23 protein-coding genes are annotated in these 24,504 nt (G+C 65.6%); 6 read left to right on the top strand and 17 right to left on the bottom strand.

What is annotated here, in order from left to right:
* Positions 1-76: 76 nt before the first annotated feature.
* From Q9R30_RS08870 to Q9R30_RS08845, 6 genes are all read right to left on the bottom strand, one after another.
* Positions 77-493 carry a thioesterase family protein gene (locus tag Q9R30_RS08870; RefSeq protein ID WP_104999627.1) on the bottom strand — a complete coding sequence of 139 codons (417 nt, stop codon included), beginning with the start codon at positions 491-493 and terminating at the stop codon, positions 77-79.
* Between the two features lie 166 nt (positions 494-659).
* Positions 660-2,279: an MFS transporter gene (locus Q9R30_RS08865; protein ID WP_311217365.1), complete on the bottom strand. Its 1,620-nt coding sequence runs from the start codon at positions 2,277-2,279 to the stop codon at positions 660-662.
* Positions 2,280-2,289: 10 nt separating this feature from the next.
* Positions 2,290-2,760, bottom strand: coding sequence for a MarR family transcriptional regulator (locus Q9R30_RS08860; RefSeq protein ID WP_311217364.1), 471 nt, complete (start codon positions 2,758-2,760; stop codon positions 2,290-2,292).
* 149 nt (positions 2,761-2,909) lie between these two features.
* On the bottom strand, positions 2,910-4,619 hold the full coding sequence (locus tag Q9R30_RS08855) for a thiamine pyrophosphate-binding protein (RefSeq protein ID WP_311217363.1): 1,710 nt from the start codon (positions 4,617-4,619) through the stop codon (positions 2,910-2,912).
* Between the two features lie 5 nt (positions 4,620-4,624).
* A complete protein-coding gene (speB, locus tag Q9R30_RS08850) occupies positions 4,625-5,689 on the bottom strand; it encodes an agmatinase (RefSeq protein ID WP_104996932.1) in 1,065 nt (354 codons plus the stop codon).
* 162 nt (positions 5,690-5,851) lie between these two features.
* Positions 5,852-6,427: a helix-turn-helix domain-containing protein gene (locus Q9R30_RS08845; protein ID WP_104996931.1), complete on the bottom strand. Its 576-nt coding sequence runs from the start codon at positions 6,425-6,427 to the stop codon at positions 5,852-5,854.
* A gap of 264 nt (positions 6,428-6,691) precedes the next feature.
* Here Q9R30_RS08845 and Q9R30_RS08840 point away from each other — a divergent pair, with 264 nt between their 5' ends.
* Complete coding sequence (locus Q9R30_RS08840; protein ID WP_311217362.1) at positions 6,692-8,209, top strand: sodium:solute symporter; 1,518 nt, start codon at positions 6,692-6,694, stop codon at positions 8,207-8,209.
* Between the two features lie 83 nt (positions 8,210-8,292).
* Here the strand turns inward: Q9R30_RS08840 and Q9R30_RS08835 are convergent, their stop codons facing one another.
* Entirely contained in the window at positions 8,293-8,520 is a 228-nt protein-coding gene (locus tag Q9R30_RS08835) for a hypothetical protein (protein ID WP_104996929.1), read from the bottom strand.
* A gap of 257 nt (positions 8,521-8,777) precedes the next feature.
* On the opposite strand from Q9R30_RS08835, the gene Q9R30_RS08830 reads away from it, so the two are divergent.
* Positions 8,778-9,950 (top strand): VIT1/CCC1 transporter family protein, encoded by a 1,173-nt coding sequence (locus Q9R30_RS08830; protein WP_311217361.1) that lies wholly within the window; start codon positions 8,778-8,780, stop codon positions 9,948-9,950.
* A 27-nt stretch (positions 9,951-9,977) separates the two neighbouring features.
* Positions 9,978-10,922 carry a matrixin family metalloprotease gene (locus Q9R30_RS08825; protein WP_311217360.1) on the top strand — a complete coding sequence of 315 codons (945 nt, stop codon included), beginning with the start codon at positions 9,978-9,980 and terminating at the stop codon, positions 10,920-10,922.
* A 28-nt stretch (positions 10,923-10,950) separates the two neighbouring features.
* Here the strand turns inward: Q9R30_RS08825 and Q9R30_RS08820 are convergent, their stop codons facing one another.
* Positions 10,951-12,108 carry a Rossmann fold nucleotide-binding protein gene (locus Q9R30_RS08820; RefSeq protein WP_311217359.1) on the bottom strand — a complete coding sequence of 386 codons (1,158 nt, stop codon included), beginning with the start codon at positions 12,106-12,108 and terminating at the stop codon, positions 10,951-10,953.
* 87 nt (positions 12,109-12,195) lie between these two features.
* The gene (locus tag Q9R30_RS08815; protein ID WP_311217358.1) at positions 12,196-13,584 is read right to left on the bottom strand and encodes a sugar porter family MFS transporter; all 1,389 of its coding nucleotides are present in this window, start codon (positions 13,582-13,584) and stop codon (positions 12,196-12,198) included.
* Between the two features lie 319 nt (positions 13,585-13,903).
* Between Q9R30_RS08815 and Q9R30_RS08810 the strand changes: the two genes are divergently transcribed.
* Genes Q9R30_RS08810 through Q9R30_RS08800 form a run of 3 tightly spaced genes read left to right on the top strand, consistent with a single transcriptional unit; the run spans position 13,904 to position 16,616 of the window.
* A complete protein-coding gene (locus Q9R30_RS08810; protein ID WP_311217357.1) occupies positions 13,904-14,644 on the top strand; it encodes a GntR family transcriptional regulator in 741 nt (246 codons plus the stop codon).
* A 17-nt stretch (positions 14,645-14,661) separates the two neighbouring features.
* Positions 14,662-15,555 (top strand): 5-deoxy-glucuronate isomerase, encoded by an 894-nt coding sequence (iolB, locus tag Q9R30_RS08805; protein WP_311217356.1) that lies wholly within the window; start codon positions 14,662-14,664, stop codon positions 15,553-15,555.
* Between the two features lie 44 nt (positions 15,556-15,599).
* A complete protein-coding gene (locus Q9R30_RS08800; protein ID WP_311217355.1) occupies positions 15,600-16,616 on the top strand; it encodes a LacI family DNA-binding transcriptional regulator in 1,017 nt (338 codons plus the stop codon).
* Between the two features lie 31 nt (positions 16,617-16,647).
* Here the strand turns inward: Q9R30_RS08800 and Q9R30_RS08795 are convergent, their stop codons facing one another.
* The 8 genes from Q9R30_RS08795 to Q9R30_RS08760 all read right to left on the bottom strand — a co-directional run bounded on the left by Q9R30_RS08795 (position 16,648) and on the right by Q9R30_RS08760 (position 24,396).
* A complete protein-coding gene (locus Q9R30_RS08795; protein ID WP_311217354.1) occupies positions 16,648-17,688 on the bottom strand; it encodes a Gfo/Idh/MocA family oxidoreductase in 1,041 nt (346 codons plus the stop codon).
* A complete protein-coding gene (locus Q9R30_RS08790; protein WP_311217353.1) occupies positions 17,685-18,005 on the bottom strand; it encodes a hypothetical protein in 321 nt (106 codons plus the stop codon). Before Q9R30_RS08790 ends, Q9R30_RS08795 begins: the two co-directional genes overlap by 4 nt.
* 34 nt (positions 18,006-18,039) lie before the next feature.
* Positions 18,040-19,083 carry a Gfo/Idh/MocA family oxidoreductase gene (locus tag Q9R30_RS08785; RefSeq protein WP_311217352.1) on the bottom strand — a complete coding sequence of 348 codons (1,044 nt, stop codon included), beginning with the start codon at positions 19,081-19,083 and terminating at the stop codon, positions 18,040-18,042.
* On the bottom strand, positions 19,083-20,078 hold the full coding sequence (locus tag Q9R30_RS08780) for a Gfo/Idh/MocA family oxidoreductase (protein WP_311217351.1): 996 nt from the start codon (positions 20,076-20,078) through the stop codon (positions 19,083-19,085). The genes Q9R30_RS08785 and Q9R30_RS08780 overlap by 1 nt, the downstream gene beginning before the upstream one ends.
* Before the next feature lie 87 nt (positions 20,079-20,165).
* Positions 20,166-21,098, bottom strand: coding sequence for an ATP-binding cassette domain-containing protein (locus Q9R30_RS08775; RefSeq protein ID WP_104996921.1), 933 nt, complete (start codon positions 21,096-21,098; stop codon positions 20,166-20,168).
* Positions 21,099-21,110: 12 nt separating this feature from the next.
* Positions 21,111-22,178 carry an ABC transporter permease gene (locus Q9R30_RS08770; protein WP_104996920.1) on the bottom strand — a complete coding sequence of 356 codons (1,068 nt, stop codon included), beginning with the start codon at positions 22,176-22,178 and terminating at the stop codon, positions 21,111-21,113.
* A 64-nt stretch (positions 22,179-22,242) separates the two neighbouring features.
* Entirely contained in the window at positions 22,243-23,187 is a 945-nt protein-coding gene (locus tag Q9R30_RS08765) for a substrate-binding domain-containing protein (protein ID WP_104999622.1), read from the bottom strand.
* A 183-nt stretch (positions 23,188-23,370) separates the two neighbouring features.
* Positions 23,371-24,396 (bottom strand): LacI family DNA-binding transcriptional regulator, encoded by a 1,026-nt coding sequence (locus Q9R30_RS08760; RefSeq protein WP_311217350.1) that lies wholly within the window; start codon positions 24,394-24,396, stop codon positions 23,371-23,373.
* Positions 24,397-24,504 lie beyond the last annotated feature (108 nt).

Below are 24,504 nucleotides of genomic sequence, written 5' to 3'. Positions count from 1 at the left end.
CTTGGTTGGGGTTTCAGTTTCCGGTGCAGGCGCCCGCTGCGCAATGGGTGGCAGTGCCCTGCCGCCGCAAGACGGCTCAGGCAGTGAACGGTGCCAGCCGTTCTTTCTGTTCCGGAGTAAGCCGCTGCACCCGGCCCGTGGCTTCGTCCACGAACGCAAGGTGGCTGCTTGCCTTCACGCAGTCCTCCCGGGTGACCGGGTCCTGGACCAGGTAGTTGATATCAAAGCTCGCCCCCTTGACGGCCCCGATCCACACCAGGACCACGGCCGGAACGTTGCGGTATTCAAGGGTCCTGACGTACCGGATCTTGTGGTCCACCACCAGGGCCATGGTCCCGTCCGGGACATCGTTGAAGAGTGAGACGCGGGGTTCAATGCCGGGCAGCCCCGCGCCCCGCGGCGGGCCGAAGGCTGCGATCCGGGCTTCCTCCAGCATCCGGACGATCTGGACGTTGTTGATGTGCCCGTATGCGTCCATGTCACCCCAGCGCATGGGCACCAGCACCTCGATCCGGCGGCCGCCCGTGGATTCCGGCTGCGCCGGGGTGTCCTGCTGCGCGGGCGCCTCCTGCGTGATCAACTGTGCATCCACGATCTTGCCCTTTTCCATGACCAGAATCGTATCGGCATCGCGGAGCGCGGGAAGTACGCCCCTGGTGTCACCTGCCCGCCGGGGCGGGCTCCGCCGTCGAGCTTTCCTGCTTCCGCGCCTGTTCCGGCGCCGGCTGGATGTCAACCGTCCGCCGCAGCGGCTTTTCCTTGATGAACAGCACGGACACCAGGGCGGCGACGGCCACGGCGGCGGAAATCAGGAACACTTCCGCGGTGGCGTCACCGTAGGCGGCCCGCATGATGTCGCGGACGGGTTCCGGCATGTGCGCCAAGTCCATGCTGGAGCCCGCAGCGCCGCCCTGGACGGGGATACCGGCCGCTGCCAGTCCCTGGGTGGCCAGTTCGCTGACCCTGTTAGCCAGGACGGCGCCCAAGACAGAGACGCCAATGGCCCCGCCCACGGACCGGAAGAACGCCACGGAGGCGCTGGCCGTCCCAATGTCCGCAGCCCGGACCGTGTTCTGCACCGCCAGCACAAGGTTCTGCATCAGCATGCCCAGGCCAAGCCCCAGCACCGTTGTGAAGATTCCGGCGTGCCAGAGCTCCGTGCTGTGGTCCATGGTCCCTGCAAGTCCCAGCCCGCCGATCAGCAGGATGGATCCCGCGATCAGGTAGCCCTTCCACTTTCCCGTGCGGCTGATCAGGAGTCCGGATGCCACCGAGCCCGCCAGGTTGCCGGCGATCATGGGCAGGGTAAGCAGTCCGGCCTCGGTGGGGGTGGCGCCGCGGGCCACCTGGAAGTACTGCCCCAGGAAGGTTGAGGAACCGAACATCGCCACGCCCACCGCCACGGAGGCGAGGATGGCAAGGGCTGTGGTGCGTTCGGAGATGATTTTGAGCGGGATGATGGGCTGTTCCACCTTGGATTCCACCAGGACCAGCAATGCCAGCAGGAGCATTCCGCCGCCCACCATGAGGGCGGACTGCCAGGAGATCCAGTCGTAGTAGGCGGGGTTACCGGCGAAGGAGACCCAGATCAGCAGCAGGCTTACGCCGGAGGTGAGCAGGATGGAACCGAGCCAGTCGATCGTGGCGGGCCGGCGGACGTGGCTGATCTTGAGGGTGACCTGCAGGAGGATCAGGGCTACGACGGCGAGCGGCACGCACACGAAGAAGGTCCAGCGCCAGCCCAGCGGGCTGTCCACGATGAAGCCGCCCAGCAGCGGTCCGCCGGCGGTGCCGACCGCCATGACCGCGCCCATGTAGCCGGAGTATTTCCCGCGGTTCCGCGGCGGGATCATGGTGCCGATGATGGCCTGGGCCAATGCCGTGAGGCCGCCCATGGCAACGCCCTGGATGACCCGCGCACCCAGCAGCAGCGGGATGGTGTCGGAGAGTCCTGCCATGACGGACCCTGCAACGAAGATGATGATGCTCAGCTGGACCAGGACCTTCTTGTCATAGAGGTCAGCAAGTTTGCCCCAGATGGGCGTAGTGGCGGCGTTGGCCAGCAGCGCGGCGGTGATCACCCAGGCAAAGTCGGTCTGGGTGCCGTGCAGGTCGGACATGATCGTCGGCAGGGCGTTGGCCACGATCGTGCTGCTGAGGATCGCCGTGAAGAAGGCGGCCAGGAGGCCGGTGAGCGCTTCCATGATCTGGCGGTGGGACATTTCGGGCGGTGCAGCGGGTGCATTCGGCATGGTGGCCGGGGCGGCTGTGGTTGCCATGGGTTTGCTCCTAGGGGGTGGTGATGGTGCCGGCCGCCGTTGCCCGGGCGGATTTCCTGAGTGATTCGGTGAGCTTGTGCAGGGTTTTCGCCGTGTTGCCGGCATCCTCCTCGCTCCAGTCCCGCAGGTAGTCCTGCAGGGCTGCCGTCCGCTGCTCCTCGATGCTCCGGAGCCTGTCCGCTCCCAGGGGAGTGAGGGCAACCAACTGTGCCCGTCCGTCGTCGGGGTCCTGCCTGCGGACCACCAGGCCGTGCTCCTCCAGGTCCGCGATGTGGCGGCTGAGGACCGGCGCGCTGACTCCCAGCCGCTCGGCCAGGCTCGTGGCGCGCGACTCCCCCTCTCCCACGAACCGGAGGACGCCCTGGAGTGCGACTCCGGTCTCCTGCCCGCGGACTGCGGCGGCGGCGATGCAACGCACCGCGCGCTGGAGATCGAAGATCTGGTAGACGAGATCGGCCGCCGTATCCGGTGCAACTGCCATTGCTACAGGCACTCCTTACTTGTTTGCCTGAAGCAACTATATACCTGTTTGATTGCTTCAGGAAACTAAAGGGCTAATGGGGATGACGAAGGGCCCCGGCTCCTTGCGGAGGCCGGGACCCTTTTTCTGCGTATTCGGTTGAGTGGGCCCTATGCGGGGAGATGGGTTGGGGCGAACATCTTCAGGAGCGTTTCCACCACGACGACGTTGGGCCCGTCACCGGCAAAGCCCGCCTTGAGCGCCTCCCCCACGTCCTCCGGGGCAACTTTCGTGGCCGGCACACCGAAGGCTTCGGCGAGTTTGACGAAGTCCGGCCGGGCCAGTTCGGTGGCGGTTGCCTTGCCGAAGGCGCCCACCATGTATTCGCGCAGGATGCCGTAGCCGCCGTCGTCCACGATCAGCCAGGTGACCGGCACGTTGTGCTGTTTCGCCGTGGCCAGTTCCGAGATGGAGTACATGGACGAGCCGTCGCCGGAGACGGCGAGCACCCGGCCCGGCTTGCCGACTGTTTCCAGCCCCACGGCGGCGCCGATCGCCGCCGGGAAGCCGTAGCCCAGGCCGCCGGCGCCTTGGGCGGAGTGGAACTGGCCCTCCCGTGCGTCCCAGCAGCTCCAGCCCCAGTACGCGGCGATGGTCATGTCCCAGAAGGTCTGCATGTCCGCCGGGACTGCTTCCCGGATGTCGGCCATGAACTTCAGTTCCTTCGCGAGGTCCTGGGACTCCAGGCGCGCCCGGACCTTCACCAAGGACTCCTGGACCAGGTCCTCCGGAGAGGTGCCGTGCCAGTTGGGCCTGGTATGGGCCGGCTCCACCTCCAGCGCCTCGTCCAGGGCAGCCAGCGCCTGGCCGGCGTCCGCACGGATGCCCAGTCCTGGCCGGTTGGACTCCAGGACCCGGGGTTCGGCGTCTATCTGGATGATCCTGCCGCGCGGCTCGAATGTGAAGTAGTTGGACGTGACCTCGCCCAGCGACGAGCCGATCACCACCAGCACGTCGGCATCCTCGAGCACGTCGGTCATGTAGCGGTCCTCGATCCACGACTGCAGCGAGAGCTCGTGGTTCCAGGGGAACGCGCCGTTGCCGCCCGGAGTGCAGATCACGGGGGCACGCAGTTTCTCCGCAATGGACAGCAGCGACTTCTCAGCCCGGCCCCGGCGGGTACCGCCGCCGGCAATGATGGCCGGGCGCTCGGCGGCCTGCAGCCATTTCACCGCTTCGCGGACCAGCTCCACCCGCGGCGGGTTGTCCGCCGCTTCAGCGAGGGCGTCCTCCACCGGCGGCACCATGATCGGATCGAGCAGGACGTTCTGCGGAACCTCGAGCCACACCGGCCCCTGGGGCGAGGAGATTGCCTCGGTCCACGCATCCTGGATGGCGGACGGGATGCCGGACGCGTGCTGGATCAGCCGCTGGCTCTTCGTCACGTTCGCGGCCGAGGCCTTCTGGTCATCGAGCTGGTGCAGCATGCCCTTGCGCCGGGCGCCCAGGCCTTCCAGCGGAATCTGGCTCGCTACCACCACCATCGGCACGCCGGTGGCATAGGCTTCCTGCAGCCCGGCCAGGGACGTCAGCGCACCTGGACCGGTGGAAAGGAACAGGACACCCACTTCACCGGTGGCCCGCGAATACCCGTCCGCAGCGAAGGCGCTGTTGTTCTCCACCCGCGAGGAAACGAACTGCAGGTTGCCCCGGCCCATTGCATCAAACAGTCCCAGCGCATGCTGCCCGGGGATGCCAAACACCGTCTTCGCGCCCAGCGCTTCCAGTGTTTCCACGACGAGGTCCCCGCCGTTGCGCGCACCCGTACCCGGACCTTTCCCTGCCGGCACAGCCGCCCTGCCCGGATCGTGCTCGACCATCACCGCTACTCCTTGCCCGCCGGTGCGAAGCCTGCCGGCCGGCGGACCTCCTGGCCGAGCGCCTGGGCGGCGTATCCCGTTGCCGAGCCGAAGCGGCTTCCTTCCACGGCGTTGTCCGCCATTAGGGTGACCAGTTCGTAGGCGACGTGGCTGGCGGCTACGCCGGTGATCTCGGCATGGTCGTAGGCCGGGGCCACCTCCACGACGTCGGCGCCCACCAGGTTCATGCCGCGGAAGCCCCGGATGATCTCCAGCAGCTCGCGGCTGGTGATGCCGCCGGCTTCGGGCGTGCCGGTGCCGGGAGCGTGGGCCGGGTCCAGGACGTCGATGTCCACTGAGATGTACAGCGGGCGGTTGCCGATCCGGTCCCGGACCTTGGCCACGGTTTCCAGGACGCCCTGGTAGTAGACGTCCGCGGAGGTGACAATGCCGAACCCGAAGCGATGGTCGTCGTCGAGATCCTTCTTGCCGTACAGCGGGCCGCGGGTGCCGATATGGCTGATGGCTTCCGTGTCCAGGATGCCCTCCTCGACGGCGCGGCGGAACGGGGTGCCGTGGGTGTATTCGGCACCGAAGTACGTGTCCCAGGTGTCCAGGTGCGCGTCGAAGTGCAGCATCGCCACCGGGCCCCCGGCCCGCTCGGCCGCGGCGCGGAGAAGCGGCAGGGCAATCGTATGGTCACCGCCGAGGGTCACCAGCTTGCTGCCTCCGGCGGTGAGGTCCAAAGCATTCTGCTGGATGGTTTCGATGGCTTCGTTGATGTTGAACGGGTTGACCGCCATGTCCCCGGCGTCGGCAACCTGGATGTTCTCGAAGGGGCTGACGTCCCATGCCGGATTGTAGGGGCGCAGCAGCCGGCTGGCTTCCCGGATGTGGTTGGCGCCGAAGCGGGCTCCCGGGCGGTAGGAGACGCCCGAATCGAAGGGCACGCCCACCACGGTGACATCGGCTTTGGCCACCTGGTCCAGCCGCGGCAGCCGGGCATAGGTGGCAGCGCCCGCGTAGCGCGGGATGCGGGATGAATCAATGGGGCCTAGGTTGCCGTTGGCTTCGATGCGCAGCTCTTCCACTGGAGGCCTCTCCTTCGAGGAGTTGAGGGACTGTTGTGACTGCCATCATACACCCGGGTTTTCCTATGTGCACCGCATGTTTACGGAGCCTCACCCATCTGAGTAGCGCTAAGTGTCGTTTTGAACGCTCAAAACGACACTTAGCGCTACCTAGTTGTGGGTTTAACGGCTGGCGGCGGGAACCAGGACCCAGAGCACCTCAACCGGCTTGTCCGTGGGGTTCATCCAGGTGTGCGGCTCACGGCCCGGGAAGGTCACCGTGTCTCCGGCGCCGAGGTCGTATTCCTCATTGGTGAGGATCAGGCGGATCCTGCCCTTGATCACATGGAGAACGTCAACGTCGCAGTCCACGGCATAGAGCTCGGACTCACCGCGTCCATGCGGTTCAATGCAGGCCTGGATGATCTGGATGCGCCGCTCCGAACGGGCGGTGAGGAGCCGCTCCACGATGCCCTCGCCGCCCAAGGAGATCCTTGGCCCCTCGTTGCGTTTGGTCAAGTGCGTTTCCGGCGCTGCGAACAGATCGCCGATGGAAATCGACAGCACCTGGCAAAGCGTCACGAGCGAGGCGACGGACGGCGACGTCAGATCGCGCTCAACCCGGCTGAGAAACCCCTTGGTCAGGCCCGTAGCGTCTGCCACCTGCTCTATGGTGAGCCGCTGGGACTGCCGGGCCGCACGGATCCTGGAACCGATGGCTACCGGAACATTGCTCGGCTCAACTGGCAGTGCCTTCATCTACGAACCTTTCATGGCCGGCCGCCCGGCTCCGCTCTGGAGCAATCCTAATGGCCGGCCCCGCCTGTGACGCGACCGTTGCGTACGCGCCGCGGCGACGGCAAACCCCCTTGACTGTTACCACCATCACAGCCTAACTTAGGAAAACCATTGTTGCCTATAGGGCAATAACTCGAAAACCTCTCCCCATCTCCGCAGCAGTTGTCCGGCTCCCCCCGGTACCCGGGCTGCAGCCCCGCTGCCAACACGCTCCAAGGAGCCAACATGGACCTAAGTGTCATCAACATCGCCATCGTGGTGGCGTACCTGCTCGCGATGCTGGCCTTCGGCTGGTGGGGCAAGTCCCGCACCAGGAACAACAGCGACTTCCTGGTTGCCGGCCGCCGCCTCGGCCCCTTCCTCTACACGGGCACCATGGCCGCCGTCGTCCTGGGCGGCGCCTCAACCGTGGGCGGTGTAGGCCTCGGCTACAAGTTCGGGATCTCCGGCATGTGGCTGGTAGTGGCCATCGGCGCCGGCGTCCTGCTGCTGAGCCTGCTCTTCGCCGGGACCATCCAGAAGCTGAAGATCTACACGGTCTCCCAGATGCTCACCCTGCGCTACGGCAGCAGGGCCACCGAAGCCTCGGGGATCGTGATGCTCGCCTACACGCTGATGCTGTGCGCCACGTCCACCGGCGCCTATGCCACCATCTTCGTGGTGCTCTTCGACTGGGACCGGGCTATGGCCATCGCCGTCGGCGGCGCAATCGTGCTGGTCTATTCCACAGTAGGCGGCATGTGGTCCATCACCCTGGCGGACCAGGTGCAGTTCATCATCAAGACCGTAGGCATCTTCTTCCTGATGCTGCCGTTCACCCTGAACGCTGCGGGCGGCTTTGAAGGCATCCGCAGCCGTGTGGATGAAAGCTTCTTCCAGATTGACGGCATCGGCGTCCAGACCATCATCACCTATTTCGTCGTCTACACACTGGGCCTGCTGATCGGCCAGGACATCTGGCAGCGGGTCTTCACGGCGAAGACCCCCACGGTGGCCCGGTGGGGCGGCGCCACTGCAGGCATCTACTGCATCCTTTATGGTGTGGCCGGCGCGTTGATCGGCATGGCCGCCAGCGTGGCCCTCTCCGACATTGAGATCGCAGCGAAGGACGATGTCTATGCAGAGGTGGCCCAGACCCTGCTGCCGGTAGGCATCGGCGGACTTGTCCTGGCGGCGGCCGTGGCCGCAATGATGTCAACGGCTTCCGGCGCCCTCATTGCCGCTGCAACCGTGGCCCGCGCAGATGTCCTGCCTTTCGTCGCCAGCTGGTTCGGCAAGACGATCAACACCGAAGACACAGACAACCCGGAGCACGATGTCAAAGCCAACCGCACGTGGGTCCTCGCCCTTGGCATCGTGGCCATCGTCATCGCCATCATCACCAAGGACGTGGTGGCAGCCCTGACCATCGCCTACGACATCCTGGTGGGCGGCCTCCTGGTGGCAATCCTGGGCGGCCTGGTATGGAAGCGCGGCACGGGCCTGGCCGCCGCGGCCTCCATGGCAGTGGGGTCCGTGGTGACCCTGGGCACCATGATCATCCTTGAAGTCAACGCCAAGGCGCCGCTGGACGGCATCTACGCCAACGAGCCCATCTACTACGGCCTCCTGGCCTCAGCGGTGGTCTACATTGCCGTGTCCCTGCTGACCAAGCCCACCGACCCCCAGGTCATGCGCAACTGGCAGCGCCGGGTGGCCGGGCAGGACAGCGAAGAAGCGCCGGTTCCCACCGCAATCCGCTAGGTCCGGCGGACCGCTCCACGGCAAAGTACGACGGCGGCACCTCCTGTAGCGTTCCAGCGAAGGAGGTGCCGCCGTCGTCAGTCCTACTCGGCTTCGCGGACCTCGTCGGGGTCCTCGAGGGGGACCACCCGGTCCTCTGCGTCGATCACGACAGGAGGCACCTGGACCACAGGTTCCTCCTCGTCCAGGAGATCGTCCTCGGTGTCCCAGTCGTCCTCATCTACCGGTGCATCCTCGGCGTAGTCGTAGGCGGGGTCCGCCTCCACGGCATCAAGGTGCGGCATGTCCGGGTGCTGTCCGGTGGTGCTCATGATTGAACCTCCGTTTGTTCGCCTGACGTGCTCTTTCAGTGAGGGCGCGGGCCGCGCCACACTTTCATCACAGCACCGCCCGGCATACGGGTCAATAGCGCTGGAAAGCGGCTGGCGGCACCCTCAGGAGCAGGACCGTGATTTACGGCGGACCGAAATGTCCGAGGGAGGATTACCTGCCAAAAACCGGCGGATTTTCGCAGTAAGCTGGCACTGCAATGGGGCCGAACCATGCTTCATCCAGCCCAGGAGTGTCCGTGTCTCCGCACGCCCAGAACAACCGAAACACCACGCCCCAGGCGTCGCCCCTTCCGGCTGCACCGGAAGCTTCCGGGCCGAACCGGCAGTCCCGGCCGTCGCCGACGGACATCAAACGTTGGCGGCAATACCTCGCGGACGAGCGCGCCGAAGCCGCCGTTTACCGGGACCTGGCGCAGAGCCGCCAGGGTGAAGAACGTGACATCCTCCTGGCCCTGGCCGAGGCCGAAGGCCGCCATGAAGCACACTGGCTGGGCCTGCTTGGGGACCGTGCGGGCAAGCCCCGGCGTGCATCCCTCCGCAGCCGGCTGCTGGGTTTCCTGGCCCGGCACTTCGGCTCGGTGTTCGTGCTGGCGCTGGCCCAGCGCGCTGAAGGCCGCTCCCCCTATGCCAAGGACCCCAACGCCACGGATGCCATGGCGGCCGATGAGCAGATCCACGAGGAAGTGGTCCGCGGACTGGCAACACGGGGGCGCAACCGCCTGGCAGGAACTTTCCGGGCAGCGGTGTTCGGCGCCAATGACGGCCTGGTCAGCAACCTGTCCCTGGTGATGGGCATGGCTGCATCCGGCGTGGCCAGCAGCGTGGTGCTGCTGAGCGGCATTGCCGGCCTCCTGGCCGGCGCCATGTCCATGGGCGCCGGTGAGTTCATTTCCGTCCGTTCCCAGCGGGAACTGCTGGCGGCAACGCGGCCCACGCAGGTCACGCTGGTAGCGGCTCCCAAGCTTGACCTTGAGCACAACGAACTGCTGCTGGTGTACCTGGCCCGGGGCATGACCCAGGAAGCCGCGGAACACCGGGTGGCCGAGCGCACCGGCCTGCTGCCCTGTGACTGCGACCCCAGCTTGTCGCTGCAGCCCGAACTGCCCGACGTCGATGACCAGCATGAGGCCGTAGGCACAGCATGGGGCGCGGCCCTGTCCAGCTTCTGCTTCTTCGCGTCCGGCGCGATCGTACCCATCCTGCCGTTTGTGTTCGGCCTGACAGGTGTGCCGGCACTGGTGGTGGCGGGCGTCCTGGTGGGCCTGGCCCTGCTGGTCACCGGCGCCACCGTTGGTCTGCTGTCCGGCACGTCGCCCCTGACGCGCGGGCTGCGCCAGCTTGCCATTGGCCTCGGCGCTGCAGCAGTCACCTACCTGCTGGGGCTGGTCTTCGGCACCGTGGTGGGCTAGCGGTGGCATCTTAATGGGCGGAGCCTAGTGGAGGACCGCCGCGAGGGGTCCCGCCATGCGCGGGCCAGGGTCCGCCGAGGCGCACGAGGGATAGCCAGGCTCCTGGTCATCGCCGGACTGGCCACGGCGGCAGTTTTTGGTGCGGCCGTGGCAGTCAGCGATCCGCGCTTCAAGGAACTGCTGGATGTCCGCATCGGCCCGGGAACCGGACAACCAGGCGGAAAGGCCGGCGATTCAGGCGGCCACCAGGATACCCACCCCACGGGACAGGCCGGCCAGGCACCCCCGGCTGAGGGCCGGACGAAGACGCCGCCTCCGGGACTCGAGGAGTCGGACGCCCCGCTGGCCGCCGCCAGCCCTCCGCCGCTGGGCAGCGATTCCTACCGCTTCCTCGCGGTCAACGGGGACGGCAGCCCCGTAGGGTATTCGCCCTGCAGGCCGCTGCACTATGTGGTCAATGACGAACTGGCGCCGGCCGGCGCGCAGCAGCTCATCATGGAGGCGATCGCCACCATCTCGGCCGCCACCGGAATCCAGTTCATCTACGACGGAACCACCCGGGAACAGCCCTCTCCGCAACGGCCGCCCTACCAGCCCGAGGCCTACGGCGAGCGCTGGGCGCCGCTGCTCATCGCCTGGACAACCCCGGAAGCAGCACCGCAGTTGAAGGGCAAGGTGATCGGCACCGGCGGCAGCACCCACTTCAGTTACGACGACGGCCCCAAAGCCTTTGTGACCGGCGGCCTGGACCTGGACTCACCGCAGATCGCCGATGAACTCCTGAACCCGGATGGCCACCTGTATGCCAGGGCCGTGATCCTCCACGAGCTCAGCCACGTCATGGGACTTGACCATGTCGAGGACCCCACGCAGCTGATGTACCCGGAAATCGGCACCCCCGAGGGGTTGTCCGCCGGAGACCTCAACGGGCTGTATGAGCTGGGCAAGGCCCAGTGCCGCAAGGACCTCTGACCCTCCGGACCCGGATGCCCGCCGGGTCTCAGGTGGCCAGCCCTGGCCCCGGTTGGCTTCGCAGCACGTCCACCGCATCCTGCACGGAGTCCACCAGGAAGATATGGTCTTCCATCGGCCGGCCGGCTGCCAGGCTGCGGAGCATGGGCCATGCGGGGTACTGGTGCTCCCAGTGGTGCCTGCCCACCAGCACCATCGGCGTGACCGTTTCCCGCGCGCCGTAGTAGTTCTCGCAGGCGTCCTGGAATATTTCCTGCACTGTGCCCGCGGCCCCGGGAAGGAACACGATGCCTCCCTTGCACAGCTCCAGCAGGATGGCTTCCCTGATGGCATTGGCAAAGTATTTGGCAATGTGCGTGGCGAAATAGTTGGGCGGCTCGTGCCCGTAGAACCACGTGGGGATGCCGAGCGACGGCGTCCCGCCGGGAAAGCGTTCGACGACGGCAGCGGCCGCGCGCGCCCACGCGGACACCGAGGGACGGAACCCGGGGACGGAGGCGAGCATGTCCAGCGCCGCCTGCACCTCGGCGTCGGACGTCTCGCTGAGGTACGCACCCATGTTCGCCGCCTCCATGGCGCCCGGCCCTCCGCCTGTGGCAACCACGCGACCGTCCTGTGCCAGCAGCCGGCCCAGCAGGGCGGCCTGGGCAAAACCCGTGCTGCCACGCTGCGCGGCGTGCCCGCCCATCACGCCGACCATGGCACGGCCCTGCCAGGGCCCTGTCCTGGCCAGCTCGTCCAGGGCGTCGCCGATGGCATGGTCATGAAGCGCGGAAGCAAGGGTGGCGTCCAGCCGGTGCCGGTGGCCATCGTGGATGCTCCATTGGTAGATCCGGGCATCCGGAAGCTGCTCATAAGCGGAGTGCGGCAGCCCGGCGTAGAGCTCCTGGGGCGTATAGAGGGTGGCCCGGTAGGGGTTGAAGGGCACCGTCTCAAGCCGTGGAAAGATCAGCGCTCCCCGTTGCCGGAGCAGGTCCTCTGCACCGTCATCGAACGTGCAGCCGAGGAAGATGGCACCCTCCACGTGCATGCCTTCCAGCGCGGCGGTCCTCCCCCGCAGGTCCAGGGACTGTGCATGCCAGCCGTGCATGTCCAGGGCGCCTGCGCTGAGCAGCCGGTCGAAGCTCTCCAGGTCCTGGACTTCGAGGTTGTGCGGGTGGGGGCCCAGGTTTCCGGAGAGGTTCACCGTCTAAACCTAAAGCAATGCGGGGTCAGATACCGTCTCTCCGGAGCACCGGAATGGGTTGAATCTGACCCCGCGTTGGTGGAGTTGCTAGGCGGGAACCCGGACGGTTTCGCCGTGGCGGAAGTGCGCTTCTAGATCCTCGAGGGAATGGCCCTTTGTCTCCGGGACGAACTTGCTGACGAACATCAGGGACGCGAGGTTCACCAGGACGAACAGGCCAAAGGTGCCGGTGGAACCAAGCGCTTCCACCACGATCGGGAACAGGAAGGAGATGGCTGCGTTGACCGTCCACAGCGCGAACACCGCGATTCCCATGGCGAAGCCTCGGATGGCCAGCGGGAACATCTCCGAGAGGAGCAGCCACACGCAGGTACCGATGAAGCACTGGACGAACGCGACGAACAGCATCATGGCGGCGAGGATGGTGTAGCTGGCCAGGTCGGACTGGGGCAACAGGAAGACCACGGCAAGCAGTGCCTGGGAGCCCACCACTCCGGAGAAGCCGATGATCAGCATTTTCCGCCGGCCGATGAAGCCGAGCAGCCAGATTCCGAGGATGGTCATCAGCACAGAAGTCACGCCGACGCCGATGGTGGCCACCAGGGATGCGCTGACGCCGAGCCCGCTCTTTTCAAGGATGCTGGGGGCGTAGTAGTTCACGGTGTTGATGCCGGTGGCCTGCTGCACGACGGCAAGGCCAATGCCGATCCAGAGAAGGCGGCGCATCCAGGGGTTGTCCCGCAGGTCCCGCCAGGCGTGACCGCGCTCTTCCTTGGCGGTCTTCGCAGCCTCCGCAATTTCCTGGAACTCACTGGCGGCTTCTTCGGGGCTTCGGCTGAGGTTGAGGACACGGCGGCTGTCCTCGAGGCGGCCGCGGATGGCGTACCAGCGGGGGGACTCGGGCAGCATCAGCATTCCGGCGAGCAGCGCGAGGGCGGGAAGGGACGCGATGCCCAGCATGGTGCGCCAGACCTCGGTGTCGTGGATCAGGGCATCGAGCAGGGCGTTGATGGCGAACGCCAGCATCTGGCCCGTGACGATCATGAGCTCGTTGATGGTGACCATGCGGCCGCGCAGGTGGGCGGGCGCCATTTCGGCCAGGTACAGCGGGCAGGTAACGGCCGCCGCGCCCACACCCAGGCCCAGCAGGATGCGCGCCGCGATCATGAACGGCACGGTGGGGGCGATGGCGCAGCCAATGGCACCGAACAGGAACAGCAGGGCGCAGACCAGCAGGGAACCCCTGCGGCCAAGCCTGTCCGCCATGCGGCCGCCGGTGAGGGCACCCACCGCGGCGCCGGGGAACAGCAGGGCGCTGACCACCGTGGCTTCCTCGACGGCGGTCATGTTCAGGGAGTCGTTCATGTACAGCAGGGCGCCGGAGATAACGCCGGTGTCGTAGCCGAAGAGCAAGCCCCCCAGGGTGGAGATGACAGTCAGCCGGGCGAGGTAGCCGCGGCGCTGGGTGCCGGGCACGGTCGGCGATTGTTTCTGCAACAGCATTGTTGCCTCTCAGATTCTCTCGGGGACCGGAGTAGCGGTCAGGAATGTGATGCGTAACACCCACGTTAGAGCGCTCTAACGTCGCATGTCAACATAAAGTTCTAATGTCAGTACATAATGCGCCTAGCGCATTATCCCCTGCCGCATGGCCGATCCCTTGACCCAAGGAAAGCGCCTGCTAGGATCGAAGGACAGATAGTATGTCCTATCAAGCGAACATATAGTGGCAAAGCGGCCGTTCACGCCCCACCCGGGCGAAGGCGCCCCGCAACAGGAACATGAGGGAAGTACCGTGGCGAACAACCTGGGTCTCAGCATCGACCGCTCCTCCCCCGTCCCGCTCTACCACCAGGTGGTGCAGGGCATAGAAGCGGCCATCTTCAGTGGCGTGCTGGAACCCGGCAGCCGGCTGGACAACGAGATTGACCTGGCGGCGCAGCTGAACCTTTCCCGCCCCACGATGCGCAAGGCCATGGACGAACTGGTCCGGTCCGGCCTGCTGGTGCGCAAACGCGGCGTAGGAACCCAGGTGGTTTCAAGCCAGGTGCGCCGTCCACTCGAGCTCTCCAGCCTCTACGACGACCTCACCAACAACGGCAAGAAGCCCACCACCGATGTCCTGAGCTTCTCCCATGTTGAGGCGGACGACGCCACCCTGGCCACGCTGCAGTTGCCGGCGGGCTCCAAGGTCTACCACTTCACCCGGCTGCGCAAGGTGGGGGGCAAACCGTTGGCGCTTATGGAGAACTGGGTCCGTGACGACATCACCGACATGGATGAAGCGTTGCTGGCCGCGGAAGGCCTGTACGCCATCCTGCGCCGCGGCGGCGTGAACTTCCGCCTGGCCAACCAGCGCATCGGGGCCGTGGTGGCCAACGACTACCAGGCCTCCCTCCTGGACACCGCTCCCGGGTCCGCGCTGGTCACCATGGAGCGCACTGCCACGGATGACACCGGCCGGCGCGTGGAAACCGGGCACCACGTGTACCGCGGCGATTCCTACAGCTTTGAAATGACACTCGTACAGCGATAACGCAAGGAGCCAACTCCATGACCAACTGGGTCTACCCCCTGGGCACCGCCGCCGACGGCAAATGGGACGTCTCAATCGGGACCTCCGATTCCTCCCTTGCCGTGGACGGCTGGGCACACACCGGACTGAAGGTGGGCACCCTCGCCGCCGGGGCCGACGTCGTCCTTCCCGCCGCCGCTGAGGAGCGCATTGTGGTGCCCCTTAATGGATCCTTTACCGTCACGGTGGACGGCATCGAGTACCAGCTGGAAGGCCGTGCATCGGTGTTCCACGGCCCCAGCGACGTCCTCTATTCCGGCACGGGGCGGGGGGTCACCATCAGCTCGGCCGACGGCGGCCGCGTGGCGGTTGCCACGGCACCGGCGAAGGATTCGTACCCCACCCGCCTGGTGACTGCCGCCGAGACGCCGGTGGAACTGCGCGGGGCCGGCAACTGCTCCCGCCAGGTCCACAACTTCGGCACGCCCGCCGCGCTCGAGGCCGACAGGTTCATCGTCTGCGAGGTCCTCACTCCCGCCGGCAACTGGTCCTCGTACCCGCCGCACAAGCATGACGAGGAAAAGGACGGCGAGACCCACCTGGAGGAGATCTACTACTTCGAGACGCGGGTGGCCGTCGGCTCAGCTGCCCCGGCCGATGCCGATGCCATGGGCTACCAGCGCGTCTACGCCTCCGATGACCGCCCCATCGACGTGTCCGCCGAGGTCCGCACCGGCGACGTCGTCCTGGTTCCTTACGGCTGGCACGGACCGGCGATGGCTGCCCCCGGCTACGACCTGTACTACCTGAACGTAATGGCAGGACCGGGACCGGTGCGCGAATGGCTCATCAGCGACGATCCCCACCACGGCTGGGTTCGCCAGACGTGGGACGGGCAGGAGATCGACCCCCGGCTGCCGTTCGGAGCCTGAACGAGGTCCCGGCGCAGAACCGCTACGTGGCAGAGTGGGGTCTTGTGAAGCAGACTTCCCCCGCCCGCTCCGTGACCATGGAGGACGTGGCACGCGAAGCCGGCGTGAGCCGGGCGCTGGTCTCCCTGGTGATGCGCGATTCCCCCAAAGTCTCGGCCGCCAAGCGGACGGCGGTGCTGGAAAGCGCCGCCGCCCTGGGCTACTCCCCCAACCGGCTTGCCAGCCGCCTCGCGAGCCACCGCACCAACACCCTGGGCGTCCTCTTCCTTGACCTGCACAACCCGGTCTTCGCAGACATTTACGACGGTATTGCCGAGGGCCTCGCCGGCAGCGGCAACCAGGTGATGGTCGCCGTCGGCTCCGCTGATCCCGGCACCGAACTGGAAGCCGTGAGGAACTTCGTGGACCTCCGCGTGGACGGGGTCATCCTGGCCGGCTACACCGGCTTGGCCGGTGAACTGGAGGCCGCCCTGCGCGGGACGGCCGCCGTCGTCATCACCAGGGAATTAAAGGTCGACGGCGTCGATTCGGTCCTGACGGATGACTTCCGCTCCGGAGCGCTCGCCGTGGAGCATCTGCACGGGCTGGGGCACCGGCGGATCGCCCACGTGGATATCTCCGACTGGCTGCCGTACACCGACCGCCGCGAAGGCTACCTGCACGCGATGAAGCAGTTCGGCCTTGAGCCGATGCTGGTGCACAGCGACATGACCGAGCGCGGCGGGCGCAACGTCATGGAACGGTTCCTGGCTTCCGGCGCCGTGCTGCCCACCGCGATCTTTGCCCACAATGACCTCACGGCCATAGGCATCATGGAGGCCCTGGCTACGCACGGGCTGAGGGTCCCGGACGATGTGGCGATCGTGGGCTGCGACAACATCGAGCTGGCCGCCTCGCCCCTCATTGGACTGACGTCCATCGACCAGCACGCCGGGGAACTCGGCCGGGTGGCGGCGCAGGTCATGCTGGACCGGCTTGCCGGTTCCGGTCCCTCCGTCACGCGCAAGCTCGAACCGGCCCTGGTGGTCCGGAGCTCCTCAGATCCCGGCGCGGGACGCTAGCCACCTACGGCAAGCTCCCGCGCCCGGAGTTTCAGTGCACGCCCGCCGTGGCGTGTTCCACCCTCACCGGGACACCGCTGGCCAGCGATTCCTGGGCGGCGTCCGCCACCCGGGAGGCGGCCACTGCGTCCTCCGGTGTGCAGGGGTTGTCCCGCTGGCCAAGGACAAGCTCAACGAACGCGGCCATTTCGGACCGGTAGGCCTGGTCAAAGCGCTCGGCGAAGGTCCTGTGCGGCTCACCGGAAGGGAAATCCACGCCGGGCTCGGCCGACGCCATGGCGGTTTTTTCATCCAGGCCCACCGTCAGCGATCCCTTGGAACCCTGGATTTCCAGGCGGACGTCGTGGCCCGCCCCGTTGTAACGCGTCGCTGAGACAGTGCCCACGGTGCCGTCGTCGAACGTCACGAGCGCGAGCGCGGTGTCCACGTCGCCCACAGCGCCGATGGCCGGGTCCCCGTTGTTGGAGCCCTTCGCGTACACCTCAACGATCTCGCGGCCCGTCAGCCAGCGGAGGATGTCAAAATCGTGGACGGAGCAGTCGCGGAACAAGCCGCCTGATGTGGCCAGGAACTCCACAGGAGGCGGTGCCATGTCACAGGTGACGGCACGCAGCGAGTGGATCCAGCCCAGTTCGCCGGCTTGGTACGCCCGCTTGGCTTCCAGGTAGCCGGCATCAAAGCGGCGCTGGTGGCCGATCTGGACCACGCCGTGCTTGCTGCGGATGTAATCCAGCACGGGCAGGGCATCCGCCACATTCATTGCCACCGGCTTCTCGCAGAATATCGGGATGCCCGCGTCCGCCCCGGCCTTGATCAGCCCAGGATGGGTGGCGGTGCCTGTGGCCACCACCAGGCCGTCGATGCCGGAGGCAAGGAGGGCGTCAACCGACGGAAGGAACTCAGCGTCCAGGCCGGCTGCCACGCTCCGGGCGTGTTCTTCGGCCACGTCCGTGAGCCGGAGCCTGACGTTGATGCCCTTAGGGTTCAAAACCCCGTTAAGGCCCGCGATGTTGCCGGCGTGCATCACGCCGATCCGGCCCACGCCTACCAGGCCAAGCGTTACTTCCTTCATGGTTTTTCCTCTGCATAGACGGTAAAGGTGGTCCGGAAGGCGTCGAGGGCTGCGGCGCTGTCATCCCTGGCCCACGCCTCCATGCCGACTGGATCCGCGAAGATGTCGTCGGCACTGGCCGTCACCTTGGCAGTGCCCCGCTCCAGGGCAAGGCTCCGGGCGGACTCGATGTTGGGGTCGGCGATGGCGGCCAGGACTACGCCGGGGATGCGGCGGGCAACGCTGTCCGCATGGAATGCGCCCATCCAGCCGGAGCCGATGCGACCCATCCGTACCGGGACCGGGACTGCCGTGGGGTTGTGGGTGATGTAACCCAAGGGCTCATCCTTTCGGGTTTGTGTACAGCGACGGTTAAGCGGACGGGTTTCCTTCGCCCGGAAACCTAATGCCGAGCTGGCGCCGGATTTCGTCTGCTGCTTCCATCGTCCGGATGGAAGCAGCGAGTGGACGCTGGGGGCTTTCTGCTTGTCCGGCTGCAATGCAACGGGCCACTGCTGCGGCTTCGAAATGCAGGCCCTCGAAGTGCCCGCCCGCCGGCTCGCTGTGGCGCAGCCGTGTCCCGTCCGGGAACCGCAGCTCGAAGCCGCCGGGCATGTTGAAGGGGCCGTCAATGGCCAGCGTTGCCTGGGAACCAACAATGGTGGCGGCCGTGGGGGTGACATTATGCAGCTGCGTGTTCATGGCTGCCTGGCTGCCGCCCGGGAATTGCATGATCGCCGAAAGCTGGGCATTAACTCCGGATTCATGCGGCTGGCCGATGACGTGCACCTTATCGGGGGAGCCCAGGACTTCGGTGATGAGCGCCAAAGGGTAGGTCCCTAGGTCCAGCAGCGGTCCCCCGGCGAGCTCTGGATCAAAGATACGGTGGCTCCGGTCGAAGTGCTCGCCGTACTCCGCCACCACAGTGGTCACGGTCCCCAGTGTCCCGGCTTCGAGGATCTGCCGGATGACGTCGAATTTGGGCAGGAAGAAACTCCACATCGCCTCGGCGGCGAAAACGCCGGCGGATCCGGCCCGCGCGGCGATGTCCCGTGCCTGCTCGGCATTGAGTCCAATGGGTTTTTCGATCAGGACGTGCTTGCCTGCTTCGAGGGCGAGCAGGGCGGCGCTGTGGTGGAAATTGTGCGGTGTGGTGACGTAGACGATGTCGATACCGGGAGCCGCCGCGAGTTCCTCGTAACTTCCGTATGCGGCCGGCACGCCAAACTTCCCGGCAAACTCTTTGGAGCGGGCCAAAGAGCGGGAGCCGACGGCGGCAATAACCTGGCGGGAATGCGCCTGCACCGACTCCGTGAAACGCTCTGCAATCCACCCGGGCCCCATGATGCCCCACCGCAGGGAGGGTGCATCCTTCGAATCCGGGACGCGTGGTGCCGGCATGACGGGAACAGCCATTAGTAGATTACTTTCGTGAAGGCTCCGTCGCTGTGAAGCGACCGGATCATGGCCTGGGCAACCTGCGATGCTCTCAGGCCGTCTTCTCCGGTGGCGAGCGCTGCGGGCTCGCCCCTTTCGAGGGCGGAAATCCAGGCCTGGAGCTGAAGACGGTAGGCGTCGGCGAAACGCGGGCGCCAGTCAGCGGGGATTTCGGCCGTGCGATGGCCCTCACGCTGAACTACCAGGGCTGCGGGTTCGGGCAGGGCAGCGGTGCCACGCTCGGAGACGACTTCACACCTGGTGGTATAGCCGTACTGCGAGTTCAGGAACAGTTCAAGGGTCGCGAGGGTTCCGTCGGCCGTCCGCAGGAGCATCAACGCAGGGTCCTGCAGTTCTCCGGGACTGTGCCGGGAGCTGCGCCCCGCCTGCCATGAAACTTCGGTGATGGGCGAGTCCAGCAGCCAGGGGATGATATCGAACTCGTGAATGGCCGAATTGGTGATGGCTGTTTCCGAGCTGGTGCCGGGGCCGGAGGCTGCCGTGCGGCTGGTGCAGTGGACAATCAGTGGTTCGCCGTGGCTCCGAAGCCGCGTGATTTCGCGCAGGGCGGCGTAGCCGGGATCGAAGCGCCTCATAAAGCCCATGGACAGGAGCCTGGCACCGGTCGCCGCGATGATGTCCGCTTCGGCCTCCACTACGTCAAGGCTCTCCAGGAGTGTAGGGGCCAATGGCTTTTCACATAGAACGGGCGTCATCGCTTCGAAGCATTCCAGCACCAGTCCGGCGTGGGTGGAGTCGTGCGAAGCGATAACGACCGCGTCCACCTCGCAGGCGTTGATCAACTCCGAGGGGTCCGTCGTGGTCCTGGCCGACGGCGGCGCAGCAGCAGCCGCGCGTCCGGCGTCGAGGTCTGCCACGAAGGTGACTTCGGCACCGTTGACGGTGGCGGAAAGGTTCCTGATATGGTCTGCGCCCATAACGCCGGCGCCAATGACGCCCACCCGGATCGGCATGTTCTCTTCCTGTCTGCTGGCTGCTCGTCTTCGCGGCATGGCGAGGGGCCCGTCGGGTCTCGCGGCGGGCCCCCGTCTCCAGTGGTGTTATGCGTGCCGCGGGCTGCTTTCCTTTGCCTCCGCCGTCTCGGTCACTTCAGCCACCTCGGCCTGGACTTCCTTGACGATGTCGCTGTGGCCGCCGAGCTGTTCGAGCTCGTGGGCAAGCTCGGCAAGTTCCGCGCCGCCGGCCATCTGGGCGGTGAGCTCGTCCAGGGTGATGTCCTTTTTGTCGTAGTAGCCGATGGATTTGCCCCGCTTGAGCAGGAGGAACCGGTCGCCCACGGGGAAGGCGTGGTGCGGGTTGTGGGTGATGAAGATGACCCCGAGGCCCCGGTCCCTCGCCTGGAGGATGTAGCGCAAAACTACGCCCGACTGCTTGACGCCCAGAGCCGCCGTCGGCTCGTCCAGGATCAGGACCTTGGCTCCGAAGTACACTGCCCGGGCAATGGCGACACACTGGCGCTCACCGCCCGAAAGCTGGCCGATGGGCTGTTCCACATCGCGCAGGTCGATGCCCATGTCGGCGAGCTCTTTCTTGGTGATGTCCTTCATCTTTTGGACATCGAGGCTCTTGAACGGGCCGAATCCGCTGGTGAGCTCGGACCCGAGGAAGAAGTTGCGCCAGATCGGCATCAGGGAAACCACGGCGAGGTCCTGGTAGACCGTGGCAATGCCGACGTCGAGGGCATCGCGGGGGGAACTGAACTTCCGTTCGTCGCCCATGACGTACAGGGAGCCTTCGTCGTGCTGGTGCAGTCCGGCGATGATCTTGATCAGCGTGGACTTACCGGCGCCGTTGTCCCCCAGGACACAGGTGACGCGTCCGTTGTCCACAGCCATGGTGACATCGCGAAGGGCAATGATGTTGCCGTAATGCTTCCCCACACCTTCCAGGGAGAGCAAATGGACCGGGGTGTGCGTCAGCGGGTCCTTTTCGTTCTTGAGCAGGGTCTGCTGGTCGATGGCTTTGGCGTTCATTTTCTTCGCCCCTTACTTCAGTTCCGCGCGGCGTTTGACGATGAGGTTGACGATGGTGGCCAGCAGCAGCATCAGGCCGAGGAAGAACTTGAACCAGTCCGGGTTCCACTGCGCGTAGACGATGCCTTTGTTGGCCATGCCAAAGATAAACGCGCCGATTGCACCGCCGACGGCTGATCCGTAGCCGCCGGTGAGCAGGCAGCCGCCGATCACTGCGGCAATGATGTAGAGGAATTCATTGCCCACGCCCTCGCCCGACTGCACGGCGTCGAAGGCGAACAGGTTGTGCATGCCAAGGATCCAACCGCAGAACCCAACCGCCATGAACAGGCCGATCTTGGTTTTCGTCACGGGCACACCCACAGCGCGTGCCGAGTCGGCGTTCCCGCCCACTGCGAAGATCCAGTTGCCAACCTTGGTACGCAGCAGTACCCACGATGCGACGGCAACCAGGATGATCCAGAAGAACACGGTGATTTTGACTTCAACGCCGCCGATGCTGATCGACGAGGCAAATACGGCGCGGGCCGATTCGAAGCCGTCCAGCTTGGAAATGGAAGGCGAGGACACGCTGCCTCCGATGAGGCGGGTGAGTGCCAGGTTCAGGCCGGTAAGCATCAGGAACGTCGCGAGGGTGACGATGAAGCTGGGAAGCTTGGTCTTGATCAGGATCCAGCCATTGATGAACCCGATGGCCAGCGAGACTACGAGCGCCAACGCAACACCCACCCATGCGTTCATGGAGAAATTCCAGCTGAAAAGGGATGCGGTCAGCGCAGATGAGATAACTGCCACGCCGGTGGAAAGGTCGAATTCGCCACCGATCATCAGCAGCGACACACCCACGGCCATGATGCCGATGGTGGAACTGCCGTAAAGAATGGTCGCCAAGGCGTTGGGCTGCGTGAAGGTCGAAGAAACCAGCGCGAAGAAAACGAACAGGACCACTGCTCCTACGAGCGCGCCAACTTCGGGGCGGCCCAGGAGCTTCTGGAAGGGGTTCCGTTGTCCGACCCGCTCGTCGCCGCGCGGCCCGGCTGCCGAGGCGGGGGCCGGGGGCAGGGTTGCTGTATTTGCCATAGGAATAACTCCTTGTTGGTCAGGCCGTGCGGCGGATCGCCGCCGCACGGCCTGAGTCCCGGATCTAGCGGACGCCCTGCTGGGCGAATTTGAGGACGTTTGAAGCGTTGGACTTGTCCACAATGGTCGGGCCGGTCAGCACAGGCTGTCCACCGCCGAGCTTGAACCCGCCGCGCTTGGCCTGCCAGAGGGAATCAACGGACATGTAGCCCTGGAGCCACGGCTGTTGGTCCACGGTGAAGATCACGTCACCATCCACGATCTTCTGCGCTAGCTCTGCGTTCAGGTCGAAACTGGCGACCTTCGACGAGCTGCCGGCGTCCGCGACGGACTTGAGCAGCGTCAGGGTGATCGGTGCGCCCAGGCCAATGATGACGTCCGCATCCTTGGCGGCCTGGAGCTTCGCGGTGGCGGTGGACTGGACGGCGGTCATGTCCTTGCCGTCGACATACAGGATCTCCGCGCCCGGAACCTTCGCCTTGACGCCTGCGCATCGTGCTTCCAGGCCAACATGGCCCTGCTGCTGAATCACGCACACGGGGTGCTTGAAGCCCTCGGCGGCCAGCCGGGTCCCCACGGCCTCGCCGGCGAGTTTCTCGTTGGAACCGAAGTGGGTGAATGCGCCGAGCTGCGACGAGATGCTCTCGCCTGCGTTGAGGCTCACCACCGGGATGCCGGCGTCCGTAGCCTTCTTCAGGACGTCCTTGAGGGCATCCGGGGTTGCGAGGGTAAGGGCGATGCCGTCGACTTTCTGGTCAATGGCCTGTTGGACGAGCTGGGCCTGGCGTCCGGCCTCAGGGTCGCTGGTGTAGAGCAGTTCCACATTGTCTTTAGCGGATGCCTCCTCGGCCCCCTTGCGGACAATGTCCCAGAACGTGTCGCCGGCTGCAGCGTGGGTGATCAGCGCGACCTTCATTCGGTCCGTGGTGGCCACTTGGCCTCCGCCGGCGCCGCCGCCTGCGTTCTCGGTTTTCCCACCGGTGCTCGAACATGCAGCAAGTGCCAGCATCGGCACTACCGCCGCAACCAGAGCCACCTTACGCCAAGAAATATTAGCCACAATAATCTCCTTTGATCCCAGGTTCCGGGCTGCCACTCTGCCGCCTCCGGAACTCTGTCTACCTAGATCATGGTGACTTGACTCACCAATGTCAATAGTTTGTCCTGACATTAGGATGTTTTAACGAATCAACTACTTTGGGGCGATTAGGGCCGGCGGGCCTGTGGTGCCGCGCACCACCAGTGCCGGCTCAATGAGCTTCTTCTGGCTTCCGGCAGCCCCTGTCTCAATGCGCGCCAGCAACGTCTTAGCCACATCAATCCCCACAAGGTCACTTCGGTTGTCGATGGAAGTAAGTTCCACATACCTGGACTTCGCCACCGTGGAATTGTCATACCCAATCACGGAAATTTCGGACGGGACGGACAATCCCCGCATCTTGATGGCGCCGAGGGCACCGAGGGCCATGGTGTCGTTGGCCGCGAAAATAGCCGTGGTCTCCGGATGATGGTCCAGCAGCCAGGATGCGGACGAAAAGCCGTCCTCCTCCGAAGTTCCCCCCGACTCCCCGACGACGCACACGTCAAGACCCGCCCCCTGCAACTGGCCGGCAAAGCCCGCCCTTCGGTGGTCGGCGGCGCCGCCGGAGCCGGACAGGTGCCCGATCCTGGTGTGGCCGAGGCCCAGCAGGTGTTGGGCAGCCATGGCGCCACCGCCGTCGTCGTCATTTGTGATCAGGTCAGCCCCCGCAGGCACGCCGCTGCGCCAACCTGCAACGACGGTGGGCACCCCGGCGCCGGCGAGCATTGATGGAGTGGGTTCGGCCGCTATCACCAGCCCGTCCACGTGCATGGCCAGTAGTCCATCCACCGCCTCACTGATGCGGTTTGCGCCAGGGCGGGAATCGGCCAGCATAACCCGGTAGCCGTCCTCCGTCAGCACGGATTCCATGCCCCGCAGCAAATCGACAAACCAAAGGTTCCGGTAGTCATCTATGACAAGTCCTATGCTCTTCGTCCGGCTGCTGGCCAGCGCCGTGGCAGCCCGGCTGGGACGATAGCCAAGCTCCGAGATCGCCGCTTGCACGGCATTGCGGCGCTTTTCGCTTACTCGCACCGGGTTTTGCAGCACCAGGGAAACCAGCGATGGCGAGACTCCCGCCTGCTTTGCCACGTCATAGATCGTCGGGCGCCGGTTTTTGGGGCGGTCATGCGTCATGGAAGTGCCTTTCATCTCTCGGTTGAGAATATCCCGGGAACAATTGACAGGACATATGGACATGGCTACGCTCAAGGTCAGCGCAAAAATTGTAGCGCTACAAAATGC

The sequence above is a fragment of the Arthrobacter sp. AB6 genome, assembly GCF_031844545.1.
GTDB lineage: Bacteria > Actinomycetota > Actinomycetes > Actinomycetales > Micrococcaceae > Arthrobacter.
This window is presented reverse-complemented; position numbering and strand designations above follow the sequence as displayed.